The sequence below is a fragment of the Rhodanobacter hydrolyticus genome (assembly GCF_044904645.1).
This window is the reverse complement of the sequence record NZ_JADIKK010000008.1, coordinates 2898553-2919356: the sequence shown is the minus strand read 5'-3', so window position 1 is coordinate 2919356 and position 20804 is coordinate 2898553. Positions and strand designations below refer to the sequence as shown.

General features: G+C 66.7%; 16 protein-coding genes. 12 read left to right on the top strand and 4 right to left on the bottom strand.

The window, feature by feature from the left end; translation table 11 throughout:
• Window positions 1-85: 85 nt before the first annotated feature.
• Window positions 86-1069 (top strand): mitochondrial fission ELM1 family protein, encoded by a 984-nt coding sequence (locus tag ISP25_RS15680; RefSeq protein ID WP_404615198.1) that lies wholly within the window; start codon window positions 86-88, stop codon window positions 1067-1069.
• Between the two features lie 5 nt (window positions 1070-1074).
• On the opposite strand, the gene ISP25_RS15675 is transcribed toward ISP25_RS15680, so the two are convergent.
• Both ISP25_RS15675 and glnE read right to left on the bottom strand, forming a co-directional pair.
• Window positions 1075-4065, bottom strand: a complete 2991-nt coding sequence (locus ISP25_RS15675; protein ID WP_404615196.1) for a diguanylate cyclase — start codon at window positions 4063-4065, stop codon at window positions 1075-1077.
• A gap of 109 nt (window positions 4066-4174) precedes the next feature.
• A complete protein-coding gene (glnE, locus tag ISP25_RS15670) occupies window positions 4175-7027 on the bottom strand; it encodes a bifunctional [glutamate--ammonia ligase]-adenylyl-L-tyrosine phosphorylase/[glutamate--ammonia-ligase] adenylyltransferase (RefSeq protein WP_404615194.1) in 2853 nt (950 codons plus the stop codon).
• Between the two features lie 198 nt (window positions 7028-7225).
• On the opposite strand from glnE, the gene ISP25_RS15665 reads away from it, so the two are divergent.
• Window positions 7226-9133: an LTA synthase family protein gene (locus ISP25_RS15665; protein WP_404615192.1), complete on the top strand. Its 1908-nt coding sequence runs from the start codon at window positions 7226-7228 to the stop codon at window positions 9131-9133.
• Between the two features lie 193 nt (window positions 9134-9326).
• Here ISP25_RS15665 and groL read toward each other — a convergent pair whose 3' ends face one another.
• Window positions 9327-10970 (bottom strand): chaperonin GroEL, encoded by a 1644-nt coding sequence (groL, locus tag ISP25_RS15660; RefSeq protein WP_192158097.1) that lies wholly within the window; start codon window positions 10968-10970, stop codon window positions 9327-9329.
• A gap of 102 nt (window positions 10971-11072) precedes the next feature.
• Complete coding sequence (gene groES, locus ISP25_RS15655; RefSeq protein WP_049623107.1) at window positions 11073-11366, bottom strand: co-chaperone GroES; 294 nt, start codon at window positions 11364-11366, stop codon at window positions 11073-11075.
• Window positions 11367-11603: 237 nt separating this feature from the next.
• Between groES and cutA the strand changes: the two genes are divergently transcribed.
• The 10 genes from cutA (at window position 11604) to ISP25_RS15605 (ending at window position 20772) form a co-directional block, all read left to right on the top strand.
• Entirely contained in the window at window positions 11604-11933 is a 330-nt protein-coding gene (gene cutA / locus ISP25_RS15650) for a divalent-cation tolerance protein CutA (protein ID WP_404615190.1), read from the top strand.
• Window positions 11934-11996: 63 nt separating this feature from the next.
• A complete protein-coding gene (locus ISP25_RS15645; protein ID WP_404615188.1) occupies window positions 11997-12893 on the top strand; it encodes a DMT family transporter in 897 nt (298 codons plus the stop codon).
• 70 nt (window positions 12894-12963) lie between these two features.
• A complete protein-coding gene (locus tag ISP25_RS15640; protein ID WP_404615186.1) occupies window positions 12964-15147 on the top strand; it encodes a protein-disulfide reductase DsbD family protein in 2184 nt (727 codons plus the stop codon).
• A complete protein-coding gene (locus ISP25_RS15635; RefSeq protein ID WP_404615184.1) occupies window positions 15144-15671 on the top strand; it encodes a TlpA family protein disulfide reductase in 528 nt (175 codons plus the stop codon). Before ISP25_RS15640 ends, ISP25_RS15635 begins: the two co-directional genes overlap by 4 nt.
• Before the next feature lie 203 nt (window positions 15672-15874).
• Window positions 15875-16318 carry a type II 3-dehydroquinate dehydratase gene (gene aroQ / locus ISP25_RS15630; protein ID WP_404615182.1) on the top strand — a complete coding sequence of 148 codons (444 nt, stop codon included), beginning with the start codon at window positions 15875-15877 and terminating at the stop codon, window positions 16316-16318.
• A 58-nt stretch (window positions 16319-16376) separates the two neighbouring features.
• Window positions 16377-16832, top strand: coding sequence for an acetyl-CoA carboxylase biotin carboxyl carrier protein (gene accB / locus ISP25_RS15625; RefSeq protein ID WP_404615180.1), 456 nt, complete (start codon window positions 16377-16379; stop codon window positions 16830-16832).
• Between the two features lie 21 nt (window positions 16833-16853).
• A complete protein-coding gene (gene accC, locus ISP25_RS15620; RefSeq protein WP_404616326.1) occupies window positions 16854-18218 on the top strand; it encodes an acetyl-CoA carboxylase biotin carboxylase subunit in 1365 nt (454 codons plus the stop codon).
• Window positions 18219-18238: 20 nt separating this feature from the next.
• Window positions 18239-18673 carry a hypothetical protein gene (locus tag ISP25_RS15615; RefSeq protein ID WP_404615178.1) on the top strand — a complete coding sequence of 145 codons (435 nt, stop codon included), beginning with the start codon at window positions 18239-18241 and terminating at the stop codon, window positions 18671-18673.
• Window positions 18674-19573, top strand: a complete 900-nt coding sequence (prmA, locus tag ISP25_RS15610) for a 50S ribosomal protein L11 methyltransferase (RefSeq protein ID WP_404615176.1) — start codon at window positions 18674-18676, stop codon at window positions 19571-19573.
• A 344-nt stretch (window positions 19574-19917) separates the two neighbouring features.
• On the top strand, window positions 19918-20772 hold the full coding sequence (locus ISP25_RS15605) for a zinc-ribbon and DUF3426 domain-containing protein (protein ID WP_192158079.1): 855 nt from the start codon (window positions 19918-19920) through the stop codon (window positions 20770-20772).
• Window positions 20773-20804 lie beyond the last annotated feature (32 nt).

The following is a 20804-nucleotide window of genomic DNA, read 5'->3' as shown; positions in this document are numbered from 1 at the left end:
TGCTGCACCAGTTTATGGGCAAGCTGCCTGCCGATAAACGCAGACAGGCGCAACGCAGCGTGTACGCACGGGAAACAATCGCCGCATGTCGTTGTTGAGAAACGAGTGCTGGGCAATCACCGACGCCGCTGCCGGCAACCAGCGGCAGGCGTTGGCGCTGGCCGAGTTGATGGGCATGCCGGTGCGGCACCTGGTGCTGGAACCGCGCGCACCGTGGTCGTGGCTGTCGCCGCGCTTCACGCTGGGGGGCACGCTGGCCTTGCCGGCCGGCCAGCGCGCGCAGTTCGCGCCACCATGGCCGCGACTGGCCATCGGCTGCGGGCGTGCCACGGCACTGTTCACCCGCATGCTGCGGCGACTCGCGCACGGGCAATGCCATACCGTGCAGATCCTCGATCCGCGCATCGACCCCGTCCACTGGGACACGGTGATCGCACCGTCCCACGATCAATTGAATGGCCCCAACGTGCTGGTGCCGCTCGGCTCACTGAATCCCGTGAACGATGCGTGGCTGGCCGATGGCCGCGACGCCTGCCCCGCCTTCGAGGAAATGCCGCAGCCCCGTGTGGGCGTGCTGCTGGGCGGCACGCGCAAGCAGTTCGCGTTTGGTACGGACTACGCGAGTGAACTCGCCGCGCAACTGCTCGCCCGCCACCGGCGTGAAGGCGGCAGCCTGCTGGCGCTCGCTTCCCGGCGCACGCCGCCGGAGGCACTGGCTGTCTTCCGCCAGGCGCTGGCCGACGTGCCTGGACTGGTGTGGGCCGGGCCAGACGATGGTCGCAACCCCTATCCAGGCGTGCTGGGCTGGGCCGACCGACTGGTGGTCACGCCCGATTCCGTCAACATGCTCAGCGAGTCCTGCGCCGTGGGCTGCGCCGTGCACACCCACGTCGTCGCCGCGTTGCCGGACAAGCTGGCGCGATTCCACTACGCCCTGCGCGGACGCGGCCTGCTGCACGATCTCGATGAGGATGCCCCCTCGCGCCAATTGCCATTGCGCGAGACTGCCGCCATCGCAGCGGAACTGCATGCGCGCATGCTGGGCGATCGCGACAATCCGATCCGATAGCCCGTTCAGCGCTCCGCACGCACCCAGCGCAAACGCCCCGCGGCGACCAGTGCGCCGATCTGCGGCGCCATGGGATGAGCCAGGATTTCCGGCAGTAGTGGACTGGTGGCGACCAATCCCACGCAGGTGTTGCGACCGTCCTGCTTGGCGCGATACAGCGCAAGGTCCGCCAGCTCGAGCACGGCGTCGAAATTGCCGCTGTCCGGGTGCGCGGCCAGGGGGTATTGGCTGAAGCCGACGGAGCCGGTCAACCGGATCCTGCCACCGCGGCCATCGGCGAAATCCTGTTCGGCGATTTCGCGACACAGGCGCCCCGCGACCTCCTGCGCATCGACCACTTCGGCACCGGGCAGCAGCAGCAGGAACTCCTCGCCTCCCCAACGCACCGCAATGTCGTCGATGCGCCGCGACTTCAACAGCAAGCTGCCCAGCGCACGCAGCACGGCGTCGCCCGCTGCATGGCCATAGTTGTCGTTGACCTGCTTGAAGTAGTCGATATCGATCTGCAGCACACCGATGCGACGGTGGTTCGCCAGCAGCCCGGGCAGCAGGCGCAGCAGGTAGCGCCGATTGTGCAGCTTGGTCAGCGCGTCGGTGTGGCTCTCTTCGGCCAGCGCCAGGTTGGCCACGCGCAAACGCTCCACCGCACGCGCGAGCTGGGCGGTGCGGCGTTCGACCTCCATCTCCAGTTGGGCACTGCGCCGGCGCTGCGCACGCTGGTTCCATACCACCAGCAGGGCAATCACCAACACGGCGAGGAGTACCGCGGCGACACGCACCAGGATGCGCTCGTGCCAGCGCGGCTCGATCCGTATCGCTATGTCCGCCTCGCGACCGAAGCCCGACGCACCGGGAAGCGATACGGCAACCCGGAAACGGTATTTCCCCGGCGGCAGATGCGTATAGAACGCTGCGCGGCGCGCACCCACTTCCTGCCAGTCGGTGTCGTAGCCGTCCAGCCGATAGCGGAAATGCAGCTCGCCCACATGCAGATATGGCGCGGTGTAATGGATGACCAGGTCGCGCGAACCGTCAGTCAGATCGAGCGCGCCGGCGGGAAGCAAGTGGCCGCCACGCTCGACGGATTCGATTCTCGCGTCCGGCGGCTTCGGCGGCTCGATCAGGGCACGCGTGTCGATGCCGAGCATGCCGTCCGTGGTGCTGTACCAGACGGTGGCGCCAATCACCAGGCTGCGTGCGCCGCCACCGCCATTGCAGCAATGCGAACCACGCAGCCGCGTGAGGCGTTGCTCACCGGCGAGCTGCTGCGGTACCACGTTGCCCCCGGGCGAACCGGGCATCGGCAGTTGCGCCATCGGCAACCGCCACACGCCGTTGATCGTGCCGGCGTAGAGGTTTCCCCCCAGCACGTCGAGCGACCATGCGTTGTCGCCAGGCAAACCGTCCTTCTGGGTAGTCATGCGCAACGAACCGTTGGCCACGACGCCGACGCCTGCGTCGGTAGTGGCGACACCGAGCAACCCCGGCCCCAACAGGGCCACGCGCGACACGAAGTGTCCGCGCAGCGGCTCGGCCCACGCAGGTTGCACCAGTTTTCCATCGCGCCATTCGCGGACGCCATCCTCGGTGCCGAAGTACAGATGATCGGGCGTCAGCGGCAGGATCGAGCGGATGATCGATGCCGGCGCGGACGATCCGGCATCGAGGCGGTCGAGACGGCCCGCATGCCAGCGATACAGCCCGCCGGTCGTGCCGATCCACACGTCGTCGTCGGCGACTTCACGCACATCGTCAATCTGCAGGCTGGCCAACGCGGACAAGGCCGGCGGGGTAATGTCGCGCGCCCCATCGAAAACCGCGATGCCGCCGCGAGTGCCCACCCACAGCCGGCCGTGGCGGTCGTAGTAAAGCTCATAGGCGGAAGGGTTGGGCAACCGGTTGCCGGCAATCCAAGGGTGCACGCCATGGCCGTCATAGATCTCGACATCGGAATTGGTGCCCAGCACGATCCTTCCGTCCGGCGCGCGGGCCACGCTCCACACCAGCGGATCGGCCAGCCCGTCGCGTGACGACACGCGATGCGTCCAGCCGTTCCAGATGCGGTACAGACCGTTGGTGTGCGTACCCAGCCACAGGTTGCCGTCGCGGTCCTCGTGCAACGCATGCACCCAGGGCTTGGGTGCGATGTCATCGTCGGCCGCCTCCTCGAGCACGCCGTCAGGCAACAGTCGATACAGTCCCGGCACCGTGCCGATCCACAGGTTGCCGTCGCGATCAGCGAGCAGGCTTTCGATCGACGTGGTGTCGAGCTCGTTGCCCAGTCCCGCGGCGACGATGCGGTCGCCATCCAAGCGCAGCAAACCGGTGCGCGTACCCAGCCACAGATGGCCCCGGTTGGAAGCCAACTGCATGACCTCCATCTGGGCATGGCCCGCGTCCAGGGCGATGCAGGTTGCACCGGGCGAATCGGGCTTGGCGACGACGCGGCACACGCGCCCCAGCCCGCCCACCCACAAAGTCGCACCATCGCGCAGCAGGCTGAAAGCCGGCCCGCGGTAACCCGGCACCGCGACGATACGCCCAGCGCGCAGGTGGGCCAGGCCGTTCGAGGTAGCCAGCAGCGGCGTGCCATCGCCTGCATCGATGATCGCGTTGACGGCATCTCCGCCCAGCGCGGTGAAATGCCCCTGCTGTTCGCGCAATAGACCACGCGCGCCGCCAAACCAGACCTGCCCCTGCGGGTCGGCCCAGATCGCGGTGAGCATGCTGGTATCAATGCCGGTGGCGGCACGGTCGAACGCGACGAACTGCTTGCCGTCGAAACGCGCCACGGTGGCCTGGGTGTTGACCCACAGGAAGCCGGCCCGGTCCTCGGCGATGCCCGTCACGGTGATCTGCGGCAGGCCCTGCTCGACGTTCCAGTGGTCGGTGGTCATGGCGTGGATCGGCAGATGCGGGCTCAATGCCGCTGCCGGCCGCATACCGGATATGCAGCCCAGCACCGCCAACAGCACCACGTGCGACACCCGTGCCATGCAACCCCTTCGGCCGGCAAAACCATCCCCTTGGATGACATTGTCGACCCGGCTGCGATATTGCCCTGCTGGCGCGGCCCCAGACAAGCGCCTCCAGCGGCCGGCAAACCTAGCCGGCAGCCCCGGAGAATGCGAAACCCTGCGCATCGGCGACCGCCTCAACGCTGGCACGCAACTGCTCCAGCTCCGTATCGCGCGGCGCGATGCGCGGGCGCAGATCGAGCGTGCAGGCCAATGCACGACGCAGCAGTTCGGCATGCGCCACGGCGAGGATCGCAGCCTGGTTGGCATCCAGCAAGCCCGCGGCTCGGCACGCCTCGATCAAGGCCGTGCTGGAAGTGGCGCCGAGCAAAGCAGGTTTGTCGGACGCATGTGCCAGCACCAGTCCCTGCAGCACGAACTCGATGTCGAGCAACGCACCGCGCCCCTGCTTGAGGTCGAGGTTCATCGCGTCGGAGCGGTCGCGCTCGGCGCGCCAGCGACGACGCATCTCGCTCACCTCGGCCAGCACGCGGGCCGGTTCGCGGGGCACGCCGAGAATGTTGCGGCGCACCGCAGCCAAGGCCGCGCCCAGCGCGGCATCGCCGGCCACCGGGCGGGCACGCAACAGAGCCTGGTGCTCCCATGTCCACGCCCGACTCTGCTGGTAGGCGATGAAGGCGTCGAGGCTGCCGACCAGCAGGCCCTTGGACCCGTCGGGACGCAGCCGCGTGTCCACTTCGTACAGGCGGCCCGCGCGGGTAGGCACCGTAAGCCAGTTCATCACGCGCTGGGCGAGCCGCTGGTACCAGCGCGCGCCTTCGATGGGCCGTGCGCCGTCGCTGGTCGCCTGCGCACGCTTGCCGTCGTACACGAACACCAGGTCGAGGTCGGAGGCGAAGCCCAGTTCCTCGCCGCCAAGGCTGCCATAGCCCAGCACCGCAAAACCGGAGCCCTCCCCGGGCAGGCGTCCATGCTGGGCAACCAGCTCACGCTCGGCCAACGCGGTGACCGCGCCCACTACCGACTCGGCCAGCGCCGCGAGGCGACGCGCCGTGGCCGCCGCGTCGGCCCGGCCGTCGTTGAAGGCAAGGCCAAGGCGAAATGCGGTGGAGGACTGGAACTCGTTGATGCGCTCCAGCTCCGCTTCCGCCTCGCGCTCTTCGAGCGTCGCCAGCACGCGTGCGATCTCGGCGGCGATGTCGGCGCGCTTGAACGGCAACTGGTCGATGCGCGGATCGAGCACATCGTCAAGCAGCAACGGCTGCGCGATGGCCTGCTCGGCAAGCAGAGCGCTGTCGGCAAACAGGGCGACCAGCCGCTTGCGCGCGGCAGGCTGCTCTTCGAGCAGGGCCAGATAGGACGACCGCCGTGCCACCGCCTGCGTAAGCCGGCACAGGCGCAACAGGCAAGGCACGGGTGCCGCGCTGTTGCGCGCGGCGGCGATCAGCTGCGGCATCAGGTGATCCAGCCGTTCGCGCGAACGCGCCGACATGGCACGCACCGCGCCGCCCTGCGGCAGCTTGGCGAGCGCATCGGCCACCTCCGCGCCAGGTGTGAAACCACTGGCTTCGAGCATGCCGGCCTCCAGCGTTCCGGCGCAGGCTGCCTGCCACAATGCGGCGTCAGCCTCGGGTATGCGCGCACCGCGGCCGCCCTGCGGCATCAGCACGGCGGCAAACTCGTTGGCGACGATCTCGCGATGTTTCGCCAACTCTTCCGCCAGCGGATCCCACGCGGGCCAACCCAGTCCGAAGGCGATGCGCTCTCGGCTCAACGCGTCATCGGGAACGTCATGGGTCTGCGCGTCGCGCAGCATCTGCACGCGGTTCTCCAGCCGGCGCAGGAACACATAGGCAGCGCGCAGCGACTTCGCACGCACGGCGGGGATGTGGCCGCGAGCCTCGCATGCGGCCAGCGCAGACAGCAAGCCGCGCACGCGCAGGCTGGGCTCGCGCCCGCCGCGGATCAACTGCACGAGCTGCACGATGAATTCGATCTCGCGAATCCCGCCGGAACCAAGCTTCAGGTTGTCGGAAAGCTCCTTGCGCGCCACTTCCGCATCAATCAACGCCTTCATCTCGCGCAGGCCGGCGAAGGCGGTGTAATCGAGGTACTTGCGGTAAATGAAAGGCCGCAGCAGCTCCTGCAATTGCTTGCCTGCGGCGCGATCGCCGGCTACCGGGCGCGCCTTGATCCAAGCGTAGCGCTCCCAGTCGCGGCCCTCGCGCTGGTAGTACTGCTCCATCGCCGCGAACGACAACGCCAGCCGCCCCGCGTTGCCGAACGGCCGCAGGCGCAGGTCGACGCGCGCGCAGATGCCGTCCACGGTCGGCTCGTTGAGCAGGCGCACCAATTGCCGTCCCAGCCGCACGAAGTACTCACCGTTGTCGAGCACACGGGCGCCGTCGCTCTCGCCGCCATGCGGATAGGCCAGCACAAGGTCGATATCGGAGGAAAAGTTGAGCTCGGCGCCTCCCAGCTTGCCGAAGCCCACCACCACCAGCCGCTGCCGCTCGCCCTGCCTGCTGCGCGCGTGGCCGTAGCGTTCGGCCAGAGCGCGTTCGCTCCAGCCCAGCGCGACGTCCAGCAGCACCTCGTACAGCACGCTGGTGGCGGAGAGGGTATCCGGCAGCTCATCCAGGCCGTTGACGTCGCGGAACACCAGTCGCAGCGCCTCGGCGTGGCGGAAGCGGCGCAGCGCGGCCAGCGTCGGTGTCTCGTCCTCCGGCAACTTCAGGGCATCGATGCGCGTCGCGGCATCGGCATTCGAACGCAGGCGTTCCAGCCCCGCAGGCGACAGTAGTGCGGGCTGGGCGCGCCATGCCTCGAACGCGAAATCGCTGGCCGCCAGCGTGCGGCGGATGCGCTCGGCCACGCCCGCATCGTCATGCAACGGCACGCCGGCAGCGCGACAGCGCGCCACCAGTTCAGCATAACGGTCGTCGACCAGGGCGCGCAGGGCGGGAGATTCGTGAGGCATCCCTGAATTGTGCCGCAGCGAAGGCGAGCGTGCCGGTACACGGTCTGCCGCCTCGGCACGTTGCGCAAAGACGTTCCCGGGCAACAATCGATTCATGTCGTCCCCATTACCTTTTTGTTGCGGTCCTGCCCCTGGCTGCGAAAATCGCTCGCTCTCACAAACCACCCGCTCCATGACAACCGAGTCCGCGATTCAGCCATGACCTCATCCGCCGCCCCCGTCCTTCGCCGCATGATTCTGCGCATCGCCGTGGTGCTGGCGATGGCGCTGCTGTTCGTGCTGCTCACCGGCCTGCTCGACGGCGGGCAGGGCGTCTTGCCGCTGCGCATCCTGGATCAGCCGCGCTTCTTGTTCGCGAATGCGTGGCCCGGTCTGCTGGTTGTCGGCCTGTTGCTGGTGACGACGCGTCGTCTGCTGTTGTCGTTTGGGCTGGCCTACCTGCTGGAGGTGCTGGTCTACGGCATCAACAGGCTGAAGATGGCGAATCTCGGCACCCCGCTGCTGCCGGCGGATTTCCGCATGGTGGGCCAGTTGCGCAAGGGTGGCGCGCATCTTCTCGCCGGCTACCTGCCGCACAGCCCATGGCCGTACCTGGTGATGGTCGTGGCCGTGCTGGTGCTGGTGGCAGCATGGCGGTTGGAACCGCCATTGTTCGAGCGCCGTACCGGTGGCAAGCGCCTCGCGGCGGGTGGGGCACTGGCGCTTTTGCTCGGCAGCCTGCTCGCCGGCTGGATCGGCTGGGCGAAGGTCTACAACGGGCATGTGCTCTGGATGGAGCCATGGTCGGCCGCATCGACCCGCGACCATGCCGGCCTGTTCAGCGAACTGGTGATGTTCGACCTGCAGTACAATCTGCACAAACCCAAACCCAACAGCGTGGTGGCCGAGCAACTGATCAGCCAGTCCGTCCATGCGCTGCGCCAACGCATCGGCATGCCAAATGCCGCCGTGCTGCCCGACATCGTGGTGATCCAGAGCGAATCGTTCTTCGATCCCAGCACCACCAACGGCTACGCGCACAGCGACCTCACGCCCAACCTTCGCCAGCTCGCGGCGCACGGCACCAGTGGCGCGCTGCACGTGCCCACCTTCGGCGGCGGCACCATCCGTACCGAATTCGAGATGCTCACCGGGCTGTCGTTGCGTTACTTCGACAACCTGCAGTTTCCCTACCTGCAGATGGGCCGCAAGCAGGTGCCGAGCCTCGTCCATGTGCTCGACGAGCACGGCTACGAAACGGTAGCGGTGCACGGCAACGATCCAACCTTCTGGAACCGCAATACCGCGTTCAAGGCATTGGGCTTCCAACGCTTCGTGTCGCAGGCCGACTTTCCGCACGACGCGCCGAACGACGGCAAGTACATGGCCGACAGCGCGATGACCGACGAGATCCTGAGCCAGCTCAAGGACAACGGGCCGCCGCAATTCATCTTCGCCATCAGCATCGAGGCGCACGGCCCTTACGACGTGGATCCGAAAAACATCGCCGAGCGCGACGCCATCGCGGTGCCCGCTGGCATCGAGGGCAAGGACAAGATCGCGCTGCAGAACTACATCTACCACATGCAGCACGCCGACCAGGAACTGGGACGTCTCGCGGCGGCGCTCGCCAATCGCCAGCGCCCCGCCTTGCTGCTGTTCTACGGCGACCACTTGCCCGCGCTCACCGACGTCTATCGCACGGATGGCTTCGTCGACGGCGGCGACATGCTCGCGCAACCTGGCACATGGCTGCTGGTCGATCCGCGCAGCACCACGGCTCCGCCCGTGCACGAGGACACGGCCGCCTGGCTGATGCCCGGCCTGTTGCTCACCGCCGCCGGCATCCACGATGACGCCTACTACGCACTTACCCAGCAACTCGGCCCGCAACTCGCCGCACTCACCCGCGCTCCCGGCGCCCCGCAACCCGACGAAGACGACGCGACCCGGCAATTGGATCAGTCCATGGCCAGCGTCGAGCAGTTGCGGATGAGCCGCAAGCTGCAGCCATTGCTGGCAAAGGCATTGGGAGCATCGCCTGCGCCGACGCCAGCCGCCGCGACCAGCCCGACCCCGGTGGCGACCGTGCCGGCGACTGGCAGCGGAGCGCAGACTGCGCATTGAGATTCGGTCTGCGTGAGGCCTGCCCGGCGCAACTACGCCGCAGTCGCCATCCCGCGCCGGCCATCGAGTCAATCCAAAGAAAAACCCGCCGGGAAGGCGGGTTTTTCGTATCGCGCTGCCCTTCCTGAGCAGTGCAGCCAGGACGGCCGCTGTCTGATCCGCGCCATCGGGGACGATGGCGCGGACGAGGGCATCAGAAATCCATGCCGCCCATGCCGCCCATGCCACCGGGGGCGCCGCCGTGGTTGTGCTCTTCCTTCTTCGGCAGCTCGGCCACCATCGCTTCGGTGGTGATGGCGAGGCCAGCCACGGAGGAGGCGTACTGCAGGGCCGAGCGGGTCACCTTGGTCGGGTCCAGGATGCCGAATTCGATCATGTCGCCGAACTCGCCGGTGGCGGCGTTGTAGCCGTAGTTGCCCTTGCCTTCCTTGACCTGGTTGACGATCACGCTGGACTCGCCGCCGGCGTTGAAGACGATCTCGCGCAGCGGGGCTTCCAGCGCACGACGGGTGATGGCGATGCCGAGGTTCTGGTCTTCGTTGTCGCCCTTCAGGTTCTCGACGGCCTTGAGCGCACGGATCAGCGCCACGCCGCCGCCCGGCACCACGCCTTCTTCCACCGCCGCACGGGTGGCGTGCAGGGCGTCTTCAACGCGTGCCTTCTTTTCCTTCATCTCGACTTCCGTCGCCGCGCCGACCTTGATGACGGCCACGCCGCCGGCCAGCTTGGCCACGCGCTCCTGCAGCTTCTCGCGGTCGTAGTCCGACGAGGTCTCTTCGATCTGCGCCTTGATCTGGCCGATGCGGGCCTGGATCTTCGCGGCTTCGCCGGCGCCGTCGATGATCGTGGTGTTTTCCTTGGTGACCACGACCTTCTTGGCGCGGCCGAGGTCGGCGATGGTCGCCTTCTCGAGCTGCAGGCCCACTTCTTCGGAGATGACTTGGCCGTTGGTCAGGATGGCCATGTCTTCCAGCATCGCCTTGCGGCGGTCACCGAAGCCCGGCGCCTTGACGGCGGCGACCTTGACGATGCCGCGGATGGTGTTGACCACCAGGGTAGCCAGCGCCTCGCCTTCCACTTCTTCCGCCACGATCAGCAGCGGCTTGCCGGCCTTGGCCACGCCTTCGAGGATCGGCAGCAGCTCGCGCACGTTGGAGACTTTCTTGTCGTGCAACAGGATGAAGGGGTCGTCCAGCTCGACCTGCTGGCTCTGCTGGTTGTTGATGAAGTACGGCGACAGGTAGCCGCGGTCGAACTGCATGCCCTCGACCACGTCCAGCTCGTTGTCCAGGCCCGAGCCTTCCTCGACGGTGATCACGCCTTCCTTGCCGACCTTCTTCATCGCGGTGGCGATGATGTCGCCGATGGCGGAGTCGGAGTTGGCGGAAATGGTGCCGACCTGGGCGATCGCCTTGTCGTCGGCGGTGGGCTTGCTGAGGTTCTTCAGCTCGCCGACCGCGGCGGTCACGGCCTTGTCGATGCCGCGCTTCAGGTCCATCGGGTTGATGCCCGCGGCCACGGCCTTCATGCCTTCGCGGATGAAGGCCTGCGCCAGCACGGTGGCGGTGGTGGTGCCGTCACCGGCATTGTCGGAGGTCTTGGAAGCGGCTTCCTTGACGATCTGCGCGCCCATGTTCTCGTAGGGATCGGCCAGCTCGATTTCCTTCGCCACGGACACGCCGTCCTTGGTGACGGTGGGGGCGCCGAAGCTCTTCTGGAGCACGACGTTGCGGCCCTTCGGGCCCAGGGTGACCTTGACGGCGTTGGCGAGCGTGTTCACGCCCTTCAGGATGCGCGAGCGGGCGTCTTCGCCGAAGCGGACTTCTTTAGCGGCCATAAAATTTTTGCCTCAAAAATTTTGAAATAAAGGAAAGGGTCTGTCGTTTCGAAAGCGTTGCCGAAGCAAGCTCTAGACAACGGGCGAGCGCGATGGGCGCGCTCAGCCCTCGATCACCGCCACGATGTCGTCTTCCTTCAGGAAGACCAGCTCTTCGCCGTCGATCTTGATTTCCTGGCCGGCGTATTTGCCGAACAGCACCACGTCGCCTTCTTTCAGGCTCATCGGGCGGACGTTGCCGTCTTCCAGGATGCGGCCCGTACCGGCGGCGATCACCTTGCCGCGAGTGGGCTTCTCGGTGGCGCTGTCGGGGATGACGATGCCGCCGGCGGAGACGCGCTCCTCTTCCAGGCGCTTGACGATGACGCGGTCGTGCAGCGGACGCAGTTTGCTCATGGGTGGCTCCCAAGCTTTTGGTGATGAAAAGAGTTGAGGACTGACAGGCTGGCTCGCGGCCTGCTGTTAGCACTCGACGAAGATGAGTGCCAATTCTGGCGATTCAAGCCCCTCACCCGCAAGTGGTGGCGGGCCCGGGTCGGCAGGTTCAAGCCTTGAAACAGCGAATGGGGCGGACAGGCACGGGTTTCAAGAGGCCTCTGCTACCGTGCATTGTCCGATCCGTCGCCCGCCGCCATGACCGCCCCCGAAATCCTGCTCTGCCTGTGCACCTGCCCCGACGCTGTAAGCGCGCAAAAGCTGGCGGAGGCACTGGTGGGGGAACGGCTGGCCGCCTGCGTCAACCGCGTGCCGGGGGTGCTTTCCACCTACCGCTGGCAGGGAGAAGTGAACACCGACGGCGAGGAGCTGCTGCTCGTCAAGACCACCGTCGCACGCTTTGACGCGCTCAAAGCGCGGCTGCTGGAACTGCATCCCTACGAGCTGCCCGAACTGATCGCGCTGCCGGTCGACCGTGGCCACGCGGCCTATCTGGACTGGGTGCGTGGCGCGACCGAAGACTGCTGACAGCCCTTGTCAGCTGCACCCGGCAGACTTCGGCCATCTCCCAGCCATCCCGACCCAACCCAGATGAAGAAGACCGACTACGCCGTATTGCTGTCGCTGGGCGCCCTGTGGGGCGGCTCATTCCTGTTCATGCGGATGGGTGCCAGCGCCTTTGGCGCACTGCCGCTTGCGGGCCTGCGCGCCATCGGCGCGGCGCTGTGCTTCCTGCCCCTGCTGGCCTCGCGCCAGCGCCGGGCGGAATGGCGCGCGCACTGGTGGCCAATCGCCGTCGTCGGCTTGACGAATTCGGCACTGCCCTTCGCGCTGTTTACCTTCGCCACCCGCAGCCTGCCCGCGGGGACGGCTTCGATCATCGACGGCATGACGCCCATGTTCGCCGCCCTGGTCGGTTGGCTGTGGCTGGGCCAACGGCTGGACGCCTGGCGCAGCGCCGGCCTGGTGGTCGGCTTTGCCGGCGTGGTCTGGCTGGCCGAGGGCAGCCTCGCGCTGGGGCCGGGCGCTGGCGCGGCGCTGCTCGCGGGCGTGGCGGCCACCGCGCTGTACGGCTACGTGGTGCACTACACGCACCTGCGCCTGGCCAAAGTGACGCCGCTGGTGGTGACAGTCGGCAGCCATATGGTCGCCGCACTCCTGCTGCTCCCGCCAACGGTGCTGTTCTGGCCCGTGCAGGCTCCGCCGCCGCAGGCCTGGCTCGCGGCAGCCGGGCTGGCCGTGCTGTGCACCGCGCTGGCCTATGTGCTGTTCTTCTGGGTGCTGGCGCGGGTCGGCGCGGTACGGATCATGGTCATTCCTTATCTGATACCGGCGTTTGGCGTGCTCTGGGGCGCGCTCCTGCTCGGCGAACCGGTGAGTGCCCGCATGCTTGGCGGTTGCGCGGTGGTGCTGCTGGGCACGGCGCTCACCACCGGACTGGTCCGCGCGCGCCGCAAGGCTCCTGCGCTGGCCACCGTGGAGACATGAAGCCGCAGCGCGCGGAAGCCCGGTCTGCATGATCCATAATGGCTTTCCCCGCTGCACATCTGGAATCACGATGCGCTTCATCATCGGCCGCATGGCCGCCCGACTGCCGATTCTGGCCCTCCTGCTGCTTGGCCTGGGGTGCATGCTGGCGCCTGCCGTGTTTGCGCAGACGCAGGACGACAACATCCTGCCGGTGACCGAGGCCTACAAGCTCAGCACCGATGCCAGCACGCCCGGCACGCTCAAGCTGCACTGGGTCATCGCGCAGGACTACTACCTCTATCGCGGCCGCATGAAGTTCACCGCCGGCCCGGGCATCACGCTGGGCGAAGCGCAGCTGCCGCCTGGCGAAAAGCACGTCGACCCCTATCTCGGCCCGGTCGAGACCTACCACCACGCCGTCGACGCCAGCATTCCCTACACGGTGGCACCAGGCACCACCCATCTCGTGCTCAGCGTGCAGTACCAGGGTTGCCACGAGGTGGAGCCGAAGATCTGCTATCCCCCGCATACCGAGCAGCTTGACCTGCCATTACCTGCTACCGCCCCGACGCCTGCCGCGGGCACCTCGCTGGGCAACGCATTGCAGCAGATCGGAGAAAACGGGAACGACACCTCGTCCGATCCGCTGCCGCAAGAGCAAGCCTTCAAGTTCTCCGCACTGGCGCAGGACGCACACCACCTGCTGCTGCACTGGACGATGCCGAAGGATTACTACGTCTACCAAAACCACATCTCGCTCAAGCTCAAGGACGCCAATGGCCTGACGTTGGCCACACCCGCGTGGCCCGCGGGCGGCGTGCAGCATCAGGACGCGCAGCTTGGCACGGTGACGGTGTACTTCGGCGACCTTGCGTTGCCGGTAGCCATCGAAGGCGATACCGCTGGCCACAAGCAAGTGACGCTGGAAGCAAGCTTCCTCGGCTGCAAGGACGGCGGCGTCTGCTATCCGCTGATGACGCGCGACGCCACCCTCGACCTCGCCAGCGGTGCGGCGGCCGAAGGCGTTACTACATCCGGCACAAGCACACCCTCTGGTCCGTTGCAGAGCAGTTTGCTCGTCGCGCTGTTGCTGGCGCTGGGCGGCGGCCTCGTCCTCAACCTGATGCCCTGCGTGCTGCCGGTGCTCTCGCTCAAGGCGGTGAGTTTGCTGGAAGGCGGCGAAACTCCCGCACTGCGCCGCCGTCATGCGCTGGCCTACACCGTCGGCGTACTGGCGAGCTTCCTTGCGCTGGGCGGCGGCATCCTCGTGTTGCGCTCGGCTGGCCATGCACTGGGCTGGGGCACGCAGTTGCAGCAGCCGCTGCTGGTGGCGGTGCTGGCCTGCGTGATCTTCGCGCTGGGCTTGTCGATGTCCGGCGTGGTGCAGTTCGGCGCTTCGCTCGGCAACACGGGCAGCACGTTGGCCAATCGCGGCGGCGTGGCCGGCGACTTCTTCACCGGCGTGCTCGCCGTGGTGGTGGCCAGCCCCTGCACTGCCCCCTTCATGGGTGGCGCGTTGGCTTATGCCTTCGCCGCGCCAGCCGCGCACGCGTTGCTGGTCTTCCTCATGCTGGGCGTGGGCCTGGCCCTGCCCTTCCTCGCCATTGCCTACATCCCCGCACTGGCGCGCTGGCTACCGAAACCCGGCCGCTGGATGGAAACGCTGAAGCAGGTGCTGGCTTTCCCGATGTATCTCACGGCGGCGTGGCTGTCTTGGGTGCTGGCCAACCAGCGCGGCGCCGACGCCGTGGGGCTGCTGCTGGTGACCCTGGTGCTGCTGGCGCTGGCGCTGTGGTGGTTCGAGCGCAGCCGCGGGCGCGGCCTGTTGCATCACTTGCTGACCGCACTGCTGGTAGTGCTGACCGCCGCGCCGCTGTATCTGTTGGCGCAGTTGCCACCCATGACGAATGCCGCGACGGCACAGCAGGGCACCGTGCCGTACAGCTCGGCGAAGCTCGCCGAACTACGCGCCGCCAACACGCCCGTGTTCGTGGACATGACCGCCGACTGGTGCATCACCTGCAAGGCCAACGAGCACACCGTGCTGGATGGCACTGCATTCCATGACGCGCTCAAGCGTGACGGTGCGGTCTACATGAAGGGCGACTGGACCAACGAGGACCCGGCGATCACCGCCTTCCTGCAGCACTACCACTCGCCGGGCGTGCCGCTGTACGTGGTGTTCCCGAAGGGCGGCGGCGAGGGTCGCCAACTGCCCACGGTGCTGACCACCGCGCTGGTGCAGCGGGCACTGGATGAGGCGGCGCATTGAGCCGCGACAACCTCGTCATCCTGGTCGCGGCGGTGCTGGCCGCAGCACTTGGCGGCTGGTTGCAACACGAGAGCCGCTTGGCGCATGTGCCGGCCGGAGTGACAGTGGCGCAGGCCAGCGAGCCAGCACCCCGGCTTGAACTACCGGATCTGCAGGGCCGCCCCCATGCCCTGGCAGATTACCGCGGCCGCCGCGTGCTGCTGAATTTCTGGGCAAGCTGGTGCGGGCCCTGTCTGGATGAACTGCCGGCGCTGGATCGCGTCCAGGCCAAGTTCGGCGAAAACGGTAGCATCGTGCTGGGAATCGCCATGGATGATCCCGCGCATGTTCGTGCCTTTCTGGCCGATCATCCGGTGCGTTACCCTGTCCTGCTCGGCCGGATGGCATCGCCAAGCACATCGCTGTCATGGGGCGATAACGACGAGATGCTCCCATATAGCGTACTGATCGACGCCAATGGACGCGTGATCGCCATGCATCGCGGTCCGCTGGATGCCGCTACGCTCGATCAATGGCTGATGTGAAAAGTATGGTCATGGACGGCCACCCAGTTGACCTTCGCGATCAGGCATGACCGCAAGAGCCACTCCCACGCATACGCGAACGCACGGTGAGTGACGCGCTTCTCCATTGAACATCGCCGATCTGCGCCGAACTGGACAACATCAACAACTGCGCGCACACTGCGCCCCGTTCCGGGTCGTCCGGACGTCGTCGAAGGCATGGCGTGGCCAAGATCCTGGTCCTGCACGGACCCAATCTCAACCTGCTGGGCGCACGCGAGCCGACCATCTACGGCAGCGACACGCTGGCCGACATCAACGGCCGGCTGGCCGCGCAGGCGCAGGCCGCCGGTCATGAACTGGCATGGTTCCAGTCCAACGCCGAGCACGAACTGATCGGCCGTGTGCACCAGGCACGCGACGAGCGGGTGGCGATGATCCTGTGCAACGCCGGCGCATTCACCCACACCAGCATCGCGCTGCGCGATGCGTTCGCAGCGGTAGCGATCCCATTCATCGAGGTGCACCTGTCCAACGTGCACGCCCGCGAACGGTTCCGGCACCACTCGTACCTGGCGGACATCGCGATCGGCGTGATCTGCGGCTTTGGCGCCGACAGCTACCGCCTGGCACTGGACGCTGTCGTCGCCCGGCTGGCGCCACGCTGAAACTGCCCCTTTTCCTTTCCGGCCGCCCAAGGGCGGCCCATGACATGAAGGCCATCCCATGGATCTGCGCAAGATCAAAAAGCTGATCGACCTGCTCGAGGAATCCAACCTCGCGGAACTGGAAATCAAGGAAGGCGAAGAGGTCGTGCGCCTGTCGCGCGTGCCCAAGGGCGGCGTAGCCTTGGCCGCCCCGGCACCGATCGCGGTAGCCGCCGCTCCGGCGGCTGCCGCGCCAGTCGCCGCCGCCGAAGCCGCACCTGCCGCCAGCGGTCTGCCGGCCGGCCACGTAGTGAAGGCGCCGATGGTCGGCACTTTCTATGCCTCCGCCACGCCTGGCGCCCCGGCGCTGGCAAAGGTCGGCCAGCAGGTAAAGGCCGGCGAGACACTGGGCATCATCGAGGCGATGAAGATGTTCAACCAGATCGAAGCCGACGTATCCGGCACGATCCAGGCGATCCTGGTCGAGAACAGCCAGTCGGTCGAATTCGACCAGCCGATGTTCGTGATTGCCTGAGCCGGCTGAGCCAACATGCCCATGCTCGAAAAAGTCATCATCGCCAATCGCGGCGAAATCGCCCTGCGCGTGCTGCGCGCCTGCCACAGTCTCGGCATCAAGACCGTGGCGGTGCACTCCACCGCAGACCGCAACCTCAAGCACGTCGGCCTCGCCGACGAAGCCATCTGCATCGGCCCGGCGCCGTCGGCGGAGAGCTACCTCAACATCCCGCGCATCATCGCCGCGGCGGAAATCTCCGACGCCCAGGCCATCCACCCGGGTTACGGCTTCCTGTCCGAGCGCGCCGACTTCGCCGAACAGGTAGAGAAATCCGGCTTCATCTTCATCGGCCCCACCGCGGACGTGATCCGCCTGATGGGCGACAAGGTGGAGGCGATCAAGGCGATGAAGGCCGCGGGCGTGCCCTGCGTGCCCGGCTCGGGCGGTCCGCTGGGCGACGACATCGATGAAAACCTGCGCATCGCCCGCGAAATCGGCTACCCGGTCATCATCAAGGCCGCGGGCGGCGGCGGCGGCCGCGGCATGCGCGTGGTGCGCACCGAGGCGCACCTGGGCAACTCCATCGTGATGACCAAGCAGGAGGCCAAGGCGGCCTTCGGCAACGACATGGTCTACATGGAGAAATTCCTGGAGAACCCGCGCCACGTGGAGATCCAGGTGCTGGCTGACGGCCAGGGCAACGCCATCCACCTCGGCGAGCGCGACTGCTCGATGCAGCGCCGCCACCAGAAGGTAGTGGAAGAAGCGCCCGCACCCGGCATCACCCCGGAACTGCGCGCCCAGATCGGCAAGGTCTGCGTGGAAGCCTGCCTGCGCATCGGCTATCGCGGCGCCGGCACCTTCGAATTCCTGTTCGAGAACGGCCGCTTCTACTTCATCGAGATGAACACGCGCATCCAGGTCGAGCACCCGGTAACCGAGTTCATCACCGGCGTGGACCTCGTGCGCGAACAGTTGCTGATCGCCGGCGGCGAGAAGCTGTCGATCCGCCAGGAAGACATCAAGATCAACGGCCACGCCATCGAGTGCCGCATCAACGCCGAAGACCCGGACAGCTTCCTGCCCTGCCCCGGCACGGTGAAGCGCTTCGAGGCACCGGGTGGCCCCGGCGTGCGCGTGGATACCCATTTGTATGACGGCTACACGATCCCGCCGAACTACGACTCGATGATCGGCAAGCTGATCGTCTACGGCCCCGACCGCGCCACCGCCATCGCCCGCATGCGCCTGGCATTGGCCGAGACGGTGATCGAGGGCGTGAAATGCAACATCCCGCTGCAGCAGCGCATCATGGCCGACGTGGGTTTCCAGCATGGCGGCCAGAACATCCACTACCTCGAGAAGCGGATGGCGGAGCAGAAGGACAAATCGCCCGCGCACTAACACCATCAGACAACGGCGACATGGCCCTCAGCATTGAATTTGAAGAGCCTTCCCTGGGCGCACCGTGCGAATGCTGCGGCAATCGCACGGTGCATCTGATCAGGTTCGTGTCCAATGATGGTGATGCCCATGCCGTTTACTACGTCAGATTCACCGAAGGCCTCCCGGAAACGCCTGCCGTCGCCGCAGTAAGCCTCGGGGATTGGGAAGAAGGCAGCACGCCCTCGCAACGCACGGCGTTTGCCCTTGAGCTTCGCGCGGATGGCGTCCGTGTCTGCAATGCGGATGAATCGCCATGGCACGAAACGAACATTCTTGGTCGCATGCTCGATCGTGATGAAGCATTGGCGCACCCCTTGATCAAGGAGGTGTTCCACATCACCGACCACATCTATCTCGAAGATTCATCCTTCATGGCACACATGAATCGCCAACCATCCAGCGACGCGTCGTAAATGCCCTTCCTCGAACTCTCCCTCACCGCACGTCTCGAACAGCAACCTCGCGTGGAGGAGGCGCTGAAGGACCTCGGCGCGCTGTCCATCACGCTGCGCGATGCCGATGCGGAGACGCCGGACGAGCAGGCGATCTTCGAGCCGGGCGTGGGCGAATTGCCGCTGTGGCCCACGATCACCTTGAACGCACTGTTCGACGAACACTCGGACAAACGCGGCCTCGCCGCCGCGCTGGGCGAATTGCTGCCCTGGCTTGAGCCCGACCAGCTGGACTTCCGCGTGGTGGAAGACCAGGACTGGGAGCGCGTGTGGATGGACCAGTACCAGCCGATGTCCTTCGGCCGGCGCCTATGGATTTATCCATGGAACATCGAGCCGCCGACCGATGACGAACGCGTGGTGGTGCGCCTCGACCCTGGCCTCGCCTTCGGCAGTGGTACGCATCCCACTACCGCGCTGTGCCTGGAATGGCTGGACGGGCTCGATCTCGCCGGCAAGTCCGTGATCGACTACGGCTGCGGCTCGGGCATCCTCGCCATCGCCGCGCTCAAGCTGGGCGCCGTCCACGCGATGGGCGTGGACAATGACCCGCAGGCACTACTTGCCTCGCGCGACAACGCCGGGCGCAACGGCGTGGCGAAGCATCTGGACGTCTATCTGCCGGGCGACGAACCCAGGGCTGCAGCCGATGTGTTCGTGGCGAACATCCTCGCCGGTCCGCTGGGCGAACTCGCGCCCGCGTTCGCGGCGGCGGCAAAGCCCGGCGCACCGTTCGCGATCTCCGGCATCCTCGACGGGCAACAGGACGAACTGCTGGCACGCTACGCCGAATGGTTCGATGCGTTGCGGGTGGACGTGCACGAAGGCTGGGTGCGCATCAGCGGGCATCGTCGCGGCTAAAAGCCTGTTCACTGCCTCCACGCAGCCCGTGCAGCCTTGCCGTGGCCGTCAGGAGATAGCGTGTGGCGCCTGGCTATCGGGCGAAGCCGCACGCTGCCTCACGACAGCCGTGGCAAGGCAACCCGACGGGCCGCCCCTGTTCGACCGCATGTCTGCGTCATCACCCGGTCGTGGACGGGCGTCCGCCCCTCAAGGCCGAGTCCCTCCATGAACTCTCCCCGCGTGCCCTCGTTCCTTCCTTGACCTGCACGCAGACAGTTCCCGGCGCGGGACATGCGGAGAGGGTGAACAGGCTCTCGTGCATCCCCTGCTAAGCTTGCGGCTCGTTCAGCGCGACGCACCACATGTACGCACAATGCCCCGAATGCCTGTCCGTGTTCTCGCTCGGCGCGCAGGCGCTGGTGCAGGCGCACGGCTACGTACTGTGCGGACACTGTGGTGCGGGTTTCGACAGTCTCGCCACGCTCAGCGAGCAATTGCCACCGGAACCCTTTCAGGAAATGCCGGTGAACGAGCAGGCGCTGGCGCCGCCGCGCATCGAGCTGGTGGTGTATCGCCCGCAGCGCCCTGCGCCGGAACCTGCCGTGGTAGCGGAGGCAACATCTCCTGCCGCCGCGAACTCGGAAGACTTCTCGCAGCTGGTATTCGCGCCGCGTTTCGCGAAGGAGGCGCGCAAACGCAAACCGTCACGAGCCGCAAGGAAACACCGCGGGCCGCGCACCGCCGACCACCAACGGCGTTGGCCATGGGTGCTGGTCTGCACGGCGCTCACCATTGCGCTCGCGGGGGAAGTGGCATGGATCGATCGCAATGACCTGGTTCGCTCCCCGCTCATCGGCAGCTGGCTGCGTGGCGCCTGCGACATGCTCGGCTGCCGCCTGCCGCTCGTGGCTGCGCCAAAGCAGTTGCACCTGCTCGCCAGCAACGTCGAAACGCATCCCAATGCCGCGCAGGCGCTGATGATCAGCCTCAGTCTGCGCAACGACGCTGCGTTCGCCCAACCTTGGCCGGTGGTGGTGGTCACCCTGTCAGATGCGCAGGGCCATCGGCTGTCGATGCGCCGTTTGCTGCCCACTGACTATCTCGATGACCCGGTCGTACTGCGCCAGGGGCTCGCGCCCGGCGCCACCACGGCACTGGTATTGGAAGTGCAGGATCCCGGCGACGCAGCGGTTGCCTACCAGTTTGATTTCGAATAGCGCACCGCACAGACACGGCACTTAAAATCCGC